This window comes from Janthinobacterium sp. 1L-D-8-B-C4 (assembly GCF_057291295.1).
This window is the reverse complement of sequence record NZ_JBXAVX010000003.1, coordinates 279,664-291,937: the sequence shown is the minus strand read 5'-3', so window position 1 is coordinate 291,937 and position 12,274 is coordinate 279,664. Positions and strand designations below refer to the sequence as shown.

Here is a 12,274-nt window from a genome sequence, read left to right as displayed (position 1 = left end):
CGGCGCCAGAGGCGCCGCTTTCGGAGTAGTTTTTAGCGGCGTTTGCGCAGGTAGCGTGCCACGAAGCCCGGGAAGGCCAGCACCAGGAACAAGCAGCCGGTAATGGCATAGAACTCCCAGGTTTGCGGAAAAGCATTGCCCAGGCGCGCTTCGAGCATGAAGGCCACGCTGCCGACGATGAAGTACAGTATCACCATCTCCAGCAGGCGCAGCGCCAGCGGCTTGCGCCAACCCTTGCCGTCGACTGGCGCCGCGTGCTTCAACGGCACGGCGGCAAACAGCTTATCGTTAAAGAACGGCAGGTTGGCTGCCAGGATGCCCATGGCAATCACCAGCCAGCTCGATACCGTGGCATCCATGTCTTACGACACCAGCGTTTTGGAAATTGCTGTAGCACAGGCAGCCAGGATGCTCTGTGGCAGCACGCCCAGTACCAGCACCATGGCGCCGTTGGCGGCCAGCACGATGCGCATGTCGCCATGCACCACCAGCGCGTGGCTGTCGGTCGGCTCGTCGAACCACATCATTTTCACCACACGCAGGTAGTAGAAAGCGCCGATCAGCGAGAACAGCACGGCAACGATGGTCAGCCAGATCTGGCCCGTGCCCAGCACGGCGGCCAGCACCGAGTACTTGGCCATGAAGCCCATCAGCGGCGGCACGCCGGCCAGCGAGAACATGAACAGGGTCATCACCAATGCGAAGATCGGGCTGCGTTTGCCCAGGCCCTTGAAGTCGGCCAGTTCTTCCGCCTCGAAGCCATTGCGGGCCAGCAGCATGATCACGCCGAAGGTACCCAGCGTGGTGAACACATAGGTGACGACGTAGTACATGGCCGCGCCGTAGGCGGTGGCAGCGCCGGTGGCGTTCAGCACGCCGGTCTCTTCGGTGAAGGTACCCGACATCAGGCCAAGCAGCACGAAGCCCATTTGCGCGATGGTCGAGTACGCCAGCATGCGCTTCAGGTTGGTCTGCGCAATCGCCGTGAAGTTACCGATCGCCAGCGACAGCACGGCCAGGATCATCAGCATTTGCTGCCAGTCGCGTGCCAGTGGCAGAAGGCCTTCGCCCAGCAAGCGCAGGCAGATGGCGAACGCCGCCAGTTTTGGCGCCGCGCCCAGCAGCAGGGTCACGGCCGTCGGCGAACCCTGATAGACGTCAGGCACCCACATGTGGAATGGCACCACGCCCAGTTTGAAGGCCAGGCCGGCAACCAGGAACACCAGGCCGAAGACCATGATGGTGTGGTTTTCCTTGTGTGTTTCCAGGATGGCGCGTACCGCGTTCAGGTCCAGCGTGCCGGTCGCGCCGTACAGCATCGAGATACCGTACAACATGAAGCCGGAGGCCAGCGCACCGAGGATGAAGTATTTCATCGCCGCTTCGGTGGCCTTGGCGTTGTCACGGCGCAGCGCGATCAGTGCGTACAGCGACAGCGACATCAGTTCCAGACCCAGGTAGATGATCAGGAAGCTGTTGGCCGAGATCATGATCATCTGGCCCAGCAGTGCGAACAGGGCCAGCACGTAGAACTCGCCGCCCAGGTTACCTGACAGCATGGTGCGGTCGGTGGCATAGCTGCGCGAGTAGATCAGCGTCATGGCAACGGCGCCATACGAGAACAGTTTCAGCAAGTTCGACATCGGGTCCGACACGAACATGTTGTGGAACGTGTAGACGGTGGTGCCAGCGGTAAAGTCGCCCACGGTCAGCAAGGCGCAGCCGGCCAGGGTCAGCAGCGACAGCGCATAAGTGATCGAACGCTTCGCCGCAGGCAAGAACATGTCGATCAGCAGGATCGCCGAAGTGGCGATCAGCAGAAAGATCTCCGCGTACAGCGGGACCAGGTTAGGTGCATTATTCATCATATTGATCTTCGTATTTAAGGCAACTTGCTGGTGGCGACATGCTGCAGCAGGTCCGTCACCGACGTTTGCATCGTGTCGGTGAACGGGGCTGGATACAGACCCATCACGAGCACGGCGATGGCCAGCACGGCAAGCATGAAGAATTCACGTTTGTTGATGTCGGTCAGTTCTGCCACATGCTTGTTCTTGATCTTGCCGAACACCACGCGCTTGGCCATCCACAGCGAGTATGCCGCGCCCCAGATCAACGCCGTTGCAGCCAGCAAACCGATCCAGAAATTGAACTGCACCGCGCCCAGGATCACCATGAACTCGCCGACGAAACCGGAGGTTGCCGGCAAGCCGCAGTTGGCCATCGAGAACAACACGAAGAAGGCGGCAAATTTCGGCATGCGGTTCACCACGCCACCGTAGTCGGCGATGTTACGGGTATGCATGCGGTCGTACAGCACGCCGATGCACAGGAACATCGCGCCGGAAATAAAGCCGTGCGACACCATCTGCACGATACCGCCCTGCACCGAGATGTCGTTGAACATGAAGAAGCCCAGGGTGACGAAACCCATGTGGGCGATCGACGAATAGGCGACCAGTTTTTTCATGTCGGTCTGTACCAGAGCGACCAGGCCGACGTAGATCACGGCGATCAGCGACAGCGCGATCATGAAGCCCGACAGGTAGTGGCTGGCGTCCGGCGTGATCGGCAGCGAAAAACGCAGGAAGCCGTAGGCGCCCAGTTTCAGCATGATGGCGGCCAGCACGGCCGAACCGCCGGTAGGCGCTTCGACGTGGACATCCGGCAGCCAGGTGTGGACCGGGAACATCGGCACTTTGACGGCAAACGCCATCAGGAAGGCGATGAAGATGAAGATCTGTTCGCGCATCGACAGCTTGAAGGCATGCCATTCGAGGATGTCGAAGGTACCGGTCTTCGAGCGCAGGTAGATGATGGCGACCAGGGTCAGCAGCGAACCGAAGAAGGTGTACAGGAAGAACTTGAACGACGCGTACACGCGGTTCGAACCGCCCCAGATACCGATGATGATGTACATCGGGATCAGGGTTGCTTCAAAGAAGAAGTAGAACAGCAGGCCGTCCATGGCGCAGAACACGCCGATCATCAGGCCCGACAGGATCAGGAAGGCACCCATGTACTGGGCGATACGCTTCTCGATCACTTGCCAGGCCGAGATCACCACGATGACCGTGATGAAAGCGGTCAGCGGCACGAACCACAGCGACAGGCCGTCGATACCGAGCGAGTACCAGATATTGAAAGTGTCAATCCATGGTGCTTTTTCAACGAACTGCATGCCGTGCGCGGCATTGTCGAAGTGCTGGATCAGCGGCAAGGTGCACAGCATGCTGAGCACCGCGCCAGCCAGCGACAGCCAGCGGGTAAAACCCGCTTTGCTGTCACGGCCGAGAGCCAGGACCAGGACGCCGCAAATGATCGGCACCCAGATCGACAGACTCAGGTAAGGAGGTAGTGTAGAAATCGTAGACTGCATCATGGTTCTCAGTATTCTTTTATCAGGTCAGCTTACTTAGCGGGCCAGAATGGCAGGAAATAGATCAGGGCGGCCAGCACGCCGAGGATCATCACGAACGCGTAGTGGTAGATGTAACCCGTCTGCAACACACGCGACAGCGACGAGATCCAGCCAACCACCTTGGCGCTGCCATTGACCAGCAGACCGTCGATGAGCTTCTTGTCACCGAAGTTCCACAGGCCATTGCCCAACACGCGGGCGCCGCCGGCAAACACGACTTCATTGAACTTGTCCATGTAGTACTTGTTGTCCAGCAGGGTGTGGATCGCGTGGAACTTGGCAAAGAACCAGGCTGGTACGCGCGGGTTGACCATATAGCAGTAGTAAGCGGCAACAACACCGGACAGGGCCAGCCAGAACGGCGCGGTCGACAAGCCGTGCAGCGCCATTGCCATCGCACCGTGGAACTCGTGCGACAACTCTTCCATTGCAGGATGGTTTTCGCCGACAAAGATCACGCCCTTGAAGAAGTCGCCATGCAGCATCGGGCCGATGGTCAGGTAGCCGATGATGGCCGAAGGAATTGCCAGCATCACCAGCGGGAACCAGACCACGAATGGCGATTCATGCGGCTTCTGGCCAGGCTCCAGACCGTGGTGGGCGTGGTCGTCTTCTTCCTCTTCTTCATGATGGTCGTCATGCGCATCGCCGTGGGCGCCGTGGGCAGCCTTCGGTGCATGGTGATCATCGTGACCATGCGCATGCGCCTGGCCGAAACGTTCCTTGCCATGGAAGACCAGGAAATACATGCGGAACGAGTAGAAGGCAGTGACGAACACACCAGCCAGCACGGCGAACTGGGCAAAGCCCGCGCCCCAGATATGGGTTGCTTCGACCGCTTCGATAATGCTGTCTTTCGAGTAGAAACCCGAGAACAGTGGCGTACCGATCAGGGCCAGCGAACCGATCAGCGAGGTGATCCAGGTGATCGGCATGTATTTGCGCAGGCCACCCATGTTGCGGATGTCCTGGTCATGGTGCATGCCGATGATCACGGAACCGGCGCCCAGGAACAGCAGTGCCTTGAAGAATGCGTGCGTCATCAGGTGGAACACGGCTACCGAGTAGGCGGACGAGCCGAGCGCGACCGTCATGTAGCCGAGCTGCGACAGGGTCGAGTAAGCAACCACGCGCTTGATGTCGTTCTGGATAATGCCCAGGAAACCCATGAACAGCGCCGTGATCGAACCGATCACCAGGATAAAGGACAAGGCGGTGTCGGACAATTCGAACAGCGGCGACATGCGCGAGACCATGAAGATGCCGGCCGTTACCATGGTTGCGGCGTGGATCAGTGCCGAGATCGGGGTAGGACCTTCCATCGAGTCAGGCAGCCACACGTGCAGCGGGAACTGCGCCGACTTGCCCATCGCGCCGATAAACAGGCAGATGCAGGCAACGGTCAGCAACGGCCAGTCGCTACCAAGCATGGTCATCTGTGCCAACGCATCTTTTTGCGCGAACACTTCCTGGTAATTCATGGTGTGGGCGTTAGCCAGCAGCAGGCCGATGCCCAGGATAAAGCCGAAGTCGCCCACGCGGTTGACCAGGAAGGCCTTCATGTTGGCCACGATGGCGGTCGGACGCTGGTACCAGAAACCGATCAGCAGGTAAGACACCAGGCCCACGGCTTCCCAACCGAAGAACAGTTGCAGGAAGTTGTTTGCCATCACCAGCATCAGCATCGAGAACGTGAACAGCGAGATGTAGGCGAAGAAGCGGTTGTAGCCTTCGTCGTCCTTCATGTAGCCGATCGTGTAAATGTGCACCATCAGCGAGACAAAGGTGACCACGCACATCATCATCGCCGACAGCGAATCGATCTGGAAGCCCACTTCCATCTTCAGGGTGCCGATCGTCATCCAGTTATAGATCGTGCCATTGAATGTCGCGCCGTCCATCACTGCCAGCAGCGTCTGCACGGACAGGATGAACGCGATCAGTACGCCCAGGATCGTCGCGGTATGCGACGTCTTGCGACCGACCAAATTACCCAGGAACTGGGTGCCAAGCAAACCTGCAATCGCGGCACCGGCCAGCGGCGCCAGCGGTACGGCAAGAAGGAGGTTAGGGTTGAGGAGTTGCCCCGCCATGATGAACCTTAATCGTTATTATTCGAGAGATCGAGTCTGAAAAACATCAGCCTTTGAGGCTGTCCAGGTCTTCGACGTTGATGGTATCCAGATTACGGAACATCACCACCAGAATAGCCAGACCGATAGCCGACTCAGCGGCAGCAACCGTCAGGATGAAGAAAACGAAGATCTGACCGGCCGCGTCACCCAGGAAATGGGAAAACGCGATGAAGTTCATGTTCACCGCCAGCAGCATCAATTCGATTGCCATCAGCAATACGATGATGTTCTTGCGGTTCAGGAAAATACCGACGATCGAGATTGCGAACAGGATCGCGCCCAGGACCAAAAAATGTGTGAGCGTAAGTGTCATGGTGTCTCCTTAACTTCCGGCGCCGCAGGACGCTCGACGACCGGATCCATCTTGATGATCTTCAGGCGATCATTGCGCTTGACGCGTACCGCATCGCCAGGAGCAAAATGCTTGGTGTCCTTGCGCTTGCGCAACGTCAGTGCAACTGCGGCAACGATCGCCACCAGCAGCACCACGGCGGCGATTTCAAACGCAAACACATACTGGGTGTAGATCAGCAGGCCCAGTTCCTTGGTGCCGCCCAGGTTGATGTTGGCCGGTGCGATGCTCGGCGAGAAATTGCGGAAACCATGCCACAGCACGGCGGCCATTTCCAGCACGATGATCACACCCACCGTTACCGACAAAGGCAGGTAGCCCCAGAAACCTTCGCGCATGCGGTCGATATTGATATCGAGCATCATGACCACGAACAGGAACAGCACCATCACGGCGCCGACATACACCAACACCAGCACGATGGCCAGGAATTCAGCTTGCAGCAGCATCCAGATGCCTGCTGCGGAAAAGAAGGACAGCACCAGGAACAGTACTGCGTGGACCGGATTACGGGCCGTGATGACGCGCGTCGCTGCCAGAATCAAGATCAGCGAGAAGGCGTAAAACAAAATTGTTTTAAAGTCCATAAAAAACCCAATAGACGTACAGATGAACGAGGGGCGCGCCGCAGCCACTGGCTGCGGCGCATCCATCAGCGATAAGGTGCGTCGGCGGCACGTGCGGCGGCGATTTCGTTTTCATAACGATCACCCACGGCCAGCAACATCTCTTTCGTGTAATACAAATCGCCGCGTTTCTCGCCGTGGTATTCCAGCACGTGCGTTTCGACGATCGAATCGACCGGGCAGGATTCTTCGCAGAAACCGCAGAAGATGCACTTGGTCAAATCGATATCGTAGCGCGTGGTACGGCGCGAACCGTCGTCACGCTGTTCCGATTCGATCGTGATGGCCATCGCCGGGCAAACCGCTTCGCACAGTTTGCAGGCGATGCAACGTTCCTCGCCGTTCGGGTAGCGGCGCAGCGCGTGCAAGCCACGGAAACGCGGCGAGATCGGTGTCTTCTCTTCCGGGAACTGCACCGTGATCTTGCGCGAAAACATGTACTTGCCGGTCAGCGCCATGCCCTTGATCAGCTCGCCTAACAGGAGACTGCTGAAAAAATCTTTTACCTTATCCATTCGTATGCACTCTCTTACTTCCAAATATTCCAGGATGTCTGCATCCAGGCAGCGACGAAGACCAGGTAGACCAGCGTCAACGGGATAAACACTTTCCAACCGAGGCGCATGATCTGGTCATAACGGTAGCGGGGGAAAGTACCACGCACCCAGACGAACAGCGAGACGATAAAGAAGGTTTTTGCAAACAGCCAGAAGAAGCCGCCGAAACCGCCCCAGAATTCGAGGAAGGCAAACGGTGCGGACCAGCCGCCCAGGAACATGATCGATGCCAAAGCGCCGATCAGGATCATGTTGGCGTATTCGGCCAGCATGAACATGGCGTAGGCCATGCCCGAATATTCAACCATGTGACCGGCCACGATCTCCGACTCACCTTCGACCACGTCGAACGGGTGGCGGTTCGCTTCGGCCAGGCCCGAGACCAGGTAGATGACGAACATCGGCAGCAGCGGCAGCCAGTTCCACGAGAGGAAGTTCACGCCTTTTTCAGCGAAGTAGCCGATCTGCTGGCCGCCGACGATGTCGATGAAGTTCAGGCTGCCCGACACCATCAGCACGATCACCATCACGAAACCCATCGGGATTTCATACGAGATCATCTGTGCCGAAGCGCGCATGGCGCCCATGAACGAGTACTTCGAGTTCGAGGCCCAGCCGGCGATGATGATGCCGTAGACTTCCATCGAGGTAATCGCCAGCAGCAGCAGCAAGCCGGCGTTGACATTGGCCAGCACCGCTTCCGGGCCGAACGGCACCACCGACCAGGCGGCCAGGGCCGGCATGATGGTCATGATCGGACCGATCACGAACAGGCCCTTGGCGGCCTTGGACGGGATGATGATCTCTTTGAACAAGAGTTTCAGCGCATCGGCGATCGGCTGCAGCAGGCCCAGAGGCCCGACGCGGTTCGGGCCGACGCGGATCTGGATCCAGCCGATCAGCTTGCGCTCCCACAAGGTGGCGTAAGCAACCAGGCCCATCAGCGGCAGCAGCACGCACAGGATCTTGATCAGGGTCCAGAAGAACGGCCAGGTCACGCCCAGCAGGTTCTGCCCGCCGGTATTGATGACGTTTACGAATTCAGGCAGCGCCATCAGATGTTCCCCTCTGCTTTTTCTACGGTGATGTCACCGAACATGCCGCCAAGCTGGGCGGTCGAGGCATGCGCCGCCGACACTTTCACCACATTGGCTGGCAGGCCGGCATGAATCGCGGCCACCAGGATGGCACTGCCCGCGCCTTGCGCGACCTTGACCTTGTCGCCGGCCTTGATGCCCAGCTTGCCAGCCAGTTCGGCCGACAGATGGGCTTGCGGCGTGGCGCCGTCGGCCGTGCGCAGCAACGGTTCGGAGCGGCGTACCAGTGCGTCGGCAAAGTAGATCGGCACGTCGGCGATGCGCTGCAGTGCAGGCGAAGCCGGTGCGTACGAAGCCGCTTGCGGTGCGTTCTTGGCGATGTTGTTCAGCTGTGCCGACAGGTCGGTCACGCCGACGCCAAACGCTTCGTCGCGGATCGCTTCCGAAGTGTCGTAGTCGAAACCTGGCAGGCCGAGGATATTGCCCAGGACGCGCAGCACTTTCCAGGCCGGGCGGGTTTCGGCCAGCGGTTTCACGGTGCCATTGAAGCTTTGCGCGCGGCCTTCGCAGTTCACGAACGTACCCGAGGTTTCGGCGAACGGCGCGATCGGCAACAACACGTCGGCGTAATCCATGCCGTGCTTGAAGGCGGACATGGCAACGACCATGTCGGCGCTGTCGAGTGCGGCGCGGGCCGCCTGTGGATTGGCGGCATCGAGTTCCGGCTCGGCGTGCAGCAGCACGTAGGCTTTTTTCGGTGCGGCAAATGCGGCTTGCACATTCGTGCGCGGCTTGGCAACCAGGTGCGCGCCGACCGTGTTGGCCGCTTCCGTCAGGTAACCCAGGGTAGCGCCAGTCTGTTCGGCGATCCATTGCGCGGCAGCGTGCAGCTGCGACGCTTGCGGGTGCTGCGTTGCCGCATTGCCCAGCAGGATGGCGCCATGGTCGCCGGCCATCAGGCTGGCGGCGATATTGACGGCCACATCGGATGCGTTGACGGCATCGAAACCGGCAGGAGCTGCAACTTCTTTGGCTTTCGCCACCGCAACCACCACTTCCGACAAGGCAGCCAGCCAATCACTTGGCGCTAGAATCATCTTGTTGGCGATATTGATCAGCTGCTCGTCGTCGGACGCGTGCAGGATCGACAGCTTGGCACCGCCCTTGACGGAGGCGCGCAAACGCGTGGCCAGCAACGGGTGGTCCTTGCGCAGGAACGAGCCGATGACGAAGGCGCGCTTGATCTGGCCAAATTCGTTGATCGGCATGCCCAGCCAAGGTTTCACGCTCGCGTCGAGCGCGAAGTCGGTCTGGCGCAGGCGGAAGTCGACGTGCTCGGAACCGAGGCCGTTGACGACTTTTTGCAGCAGTACCAGTTCTTCCACGGTCGAGTGCGGCGTGGCCAGCGCGGCGATGGCGTCAGCGCCATGTTCATGCTTGATGTTTTTCAGGCCGTGCGCCACGTATTCCAGCGCGGTTTGCCAATCGACTTCTTTCCACTCGTTGCCCTGCTTCAGCATTGGCGAGGTCAGGCGTTCGGAACTGTCCAGCGCTTCATACGAGAAACGGTCCTTGTCCGAGATCCAGCATTCGTTGACGGCTTCGTTTTCCAGCGGCAGTACGCGCTTGACCTTGCCAGCTTTCACTTGCACGATCAGGTTGGCGCCCAGGCCGTCATGCGGGCTGACCGATTTGCGGCGCGACAGTTCCCAGGTACGGGCGCTGTAGCGGAACGGCTTCGAGGTCAAGGCGCCGACCGGGCACAGATCGATCATGTTGCCCGACAGTTCGGAGTCGACCGTCTGGCCCACGAAGGACACGATTTCCGAGTGTTCGCCGCGGCCGATCATGCCCAGCTCCATCACGCCGGCCACTTCCTGGCCAAAGCGTACGCAGCGGGTGCACTGGATGCAGCGCGCCATCTCTTGCATCGAGACCAGCGGGCCGGCTTCCTTCGGTTTCACGACGCGCTTGTCTTCCTTGTAGCGCGATTCGCTCTTGCCGTAGCCGACTGCCAGATCCTGCAACTGGCATTCGCCGCCCTGATCGCAGATAGGGCAATCGAGCGGGTGGTTAATCAACAGGAATTCCATGACCGACTTTTGCGCCTGCACAGCTTTATCGCTGGCGGAGCGCACGATCATGCCGGCACTGACCGGGGTCGCGCAAGCGGGCAAAGGCTTTGGAGCCTTTTCCACTTCGACCAGGCACATGCGGCAGTTCGCTGCGATCGACAATTTCTTGTGATAGCAGAAGTGCGGAATGTAGGTTCCCAATTTGTTGGCGGCGTCCATCACCATGCTACCAGCAGGGACTTCGACTTTTTTGCCGTCTATTTCGATTTCAACCATGGTGATCGTTACCTGACGCAGCTTAGATATATGCGGGCACTAAGCAATGCTTGTGCTCGATATGATATTCAAATTCTTCACGGAAATTCTTAATGAAGGCCCGTACCGGCATGGCAGCCGCATCGCCCAGCGCGCAAATGGTGCGGCCCTGGATGTTGTCGGCGATCGAGTTGAGCATGTCCAGGTCGTCTGGACGACCCTGCCCCTGCTCGATGCGATGCACCATGCGGTACATCCAGCCTGTGCCTTCACGGCAAGGCGTACACTGGCCGCACGATTCCTCAAAGTAGAAGTAGGACAGGCGTTCCAGCGCCTTGACCATGCAGCGTGTTTCGTCCATCACGATGACGGCACCCGAACCCAACATCGAGCCGGCTTTGGCGATCGAGTCGTAGTCCAGGTCGGTCTGCATCATGATGTCGCCGCGGATCACCGGCGCGGACGAGCCGCCAGGAATCACGGCCTTGATCTTTTTGCCACCACGCATGCCGCCTGCCAGTTCCAGCAGTTTGGCAAACGGCGTGCCCAGCGGCACTTCGTAGTTGCCCGGCAATTCCACGTCGCCCGAGATCGAGAAGATCTTCGAGCCACCGTTGTTCGGCTTGCCCATCGCCAGGTATTTCTCCGGACCGATGTTCAGCACGAACGGCACGGCCGCAAAGGTTTCCGTGTTGTTGATGGTGGTCGGCTTGCCGTACAGGCCAAACGAGGCCGGGAAAGGCGGCTTGAAGCGCGGCTGGCCTTTCTTGCCTTCCAGGGACTCGAGCAGCGCGGTTTCTTCGCCGCAGATGTAGGCGCCATAACCATGGTGCGCATGCAACTGGAACGAGAACTCGCTGCCCATGATCTTGTCGCCCAAGAAACCGGCGGCGCGCGCCTCTTCCAGCGCTTCTTCGAAACGCGCGTATTCGGCCCAGATCTCGCCGTGGATATAGTTGTAGCCGACGGTGATGCCCATCGCGTAAGCGCCGATGGCCATGCCTTCGATCAGGGCATGGGGATTGTAACGAATGATGTCGCGGTCCTTGAAAGTGCCCGGCTCGCCTTCATCTGTATTGCAGACGAGGTATTTCTGGCCCGGGAACTGGCGCGGCATGAAGCTCCACTTCAGGCCGGTCGGGAAACCCGCGCCGCCACGGCCGCGCAAGGACGAAGCCTTGAGGTCGGCGATGATCTGTTCCGGCGTGATCTTCTCTTCCAGAATGCGGCGCAGGGCCGAATAGCCGCCGCGGTTCACATAATCTTGCAAATGCCAGTTCTTGCCATCCAGATCCTTCAGGATCAATGGATCGATATGGCGGTTGTGGAGTGACGTCATTTCTTGAGTTCCTCCAGCATGGCGTCGATCTTCTCGTTCGACATCCAGCTGCACATGGTTTTATTACTGACCAGCAAGACAGGCGCATCGCCGCAAGCGCCCATGCACTCGCCTTCGACCAGCGTGAACTGGCCGTCCGGGGTGGTTTCGCGGAAATCGATGCCCAGTTTCTGCTTCAGGTATTCCGCAGCGCGCACGCCGCCCGACAAGGCGCATGGCAGGTTGGTGCACACGGTGATCTTGTGCTTGCCGACCGGTCTCACGTTGTACATATTGTAGAACGTTGCCACTTCCTGCACGGCAATCGCCGGCATGCCGATATAGTCGGCCAGTTCCTTCATGGTTTCCGGCGCCAGCCAGCCCAGTTCATCCTGGGCGTGGGCCAGCGCAGCCATCACGGCCGACTGGCGCTGGTCGCCCGGATACTTGGCCAGCTCGCGGTCAATCTTTTTATAGCACTGCTCTGATAACAACATA

The 12,274-nt window shown here is 59.1% G+C and carries 11 protein-coding genes; all 11 read right to left on the bottom strand.

Annotation, left to right across the window (positions count from 1 at the left end):
• Window positions 1-32: 32 nt before the first annotated feature.
• Window positions 33-359, bottom strand: coding sequence for a DUF2818 family protein (locus AC0Z42_RS07215; protein ID WP_485467548.1), 327 nt, complete (start codon window positions 357-359; stop codon window positions 33-35).
• A gap of 3 nt (window positions 360-362) precedes the next feature.
• Window positions 363-1,865 (bottom strand): NADH-quinone oxidoreductase subunit NuoN, encoded by a 1,503-nt coding sequence (gene nuoN / locus AC0Z42_RS07210; RefSeq protein WP_485467833.1) that lies wholly within the window; start codon window positions 1,863-1,865, stop codon window positions 363-365.
• A gap of 17 nt (window positions 1,866-1,882) precedes the next feature.
• Entirely contained in the window at window positions 1,883-3,382 is a 1,500-nt protein-coding gene (locus AC0Z42_RS07205) for an NADH-quinone oxidoreductase subunit M (protein WP_485467547.1), read from the bottom strand.
• A gap of 29 nt (window positions 3,383-3,411) precedes the next feature.
• Window positions 3,412-5,514: an NADH-quinone oxidoreductase subunit L gene (nuoL, locus tag AC0Z42_RS07200; protein WP_485467546.1), complete on the bottom strand. Its 2,103-nt coding sequence runs from the start codon at window positions 5,512-5,514 to the stop codon at window positions 3,412-3,414.
• Between the two features lie 46 nt (window positions 5,515-5,560).
• A complete protein-coding gene (nuoK, locus tag AC0Z42_RS07195) occupies window positions 5,561-5,869 on the bottom strand; it encodes an NADH-quinone oxidoreductase subunit NuoK (protein ID WP_065310662.1) in 309 nt (102 codons plus the stop codon).
• Window positions 5,866-6,495, bottom strand: a complete 630-nt coding sequence (locus AC0Z42_RS07190) for an NADH-quinone oxidoreductase subunit J (protein WP_308925415.1) — start codon at window positions 6,493-6,495, stop codon at window positions 5,866-5,868. Before AC0Z42_RS07190 ends, nuoK begins: the two co-directional genes overlap by 4 nt.
• Window positions 6,496-6,560: 65 nt before the next feature.
• Window positions 6,561-7,049 carry an NADH-quinone oxidoreductase subunit NuoI gene (gene nuoI / locus AC0Z42_RS07185; RefSeq protein ID WP_065310660.1) on the bottom strand — a complete coding sequence of 163 codons (489 nt, stop codon included), beginning with the start codon at window positions 7,047-7,049 and terminating at the stop codon, window positions 6,561-6,563.
• Window positions 7,050-7,063: 14 nt separating this feature from the next.
• On the bottom strand, window positions 7,064-8,146 hold the full coding sequence (gene nuoH / locus AC0Z42_RS07180) for an NADH-quinone oxidoreductase subunit NuoH (RefSeq protein WP_485467545.1): 1,083 nt from the start codon (window positions 8,144-8,146) through the stop codon (window positions 7,064-7,066).
• The gene (nuoG, locus tag AC0Z42_RS07175; protein WP_485467544.1) at window positions 8,146-10,479 is read right to left on the bottom strand and encodes an NADH-quinone oxidoreductase subunit NuoG; all 2,334 of its coding nucleotides are present in this window, start codon (window positions 10,477-10,479) and stop codon (window positions 8,146-8,148) included. The genes nuoH and nuoG overlap by 1 nt, the downstream gene beginning before the upstream one ends.
• A 22-nt stretch (window positions 10,480-10,501) precedes the next feature.
• A complete protein-coding gene (nuoF, locus tag AC0Z42_RS07170; RefSeq protein WP_426086353.1) occupies window positions 10,502-11,797 on the bottom strand; it encodes an NADH-quinone oxidoreductase subunit NuoF in 1,296 nt (431 codons plus the stop codon).
• Entirely contained in the window at window positions 11,794-12,273 is a 480-nt protein-coding gene (gene nuoE, locus AC0Z42_RS07165; protein ID WP_485467543.1) for an NADH-quinone oxidoreductase subunit NuoE, read from the bottom strand. The genes nuoF and nuoE overlap by 4 nt, the downstream gene beginning before the upstream one ends.
• Window position 12,274: the final 1 nt, after the last annotated feature.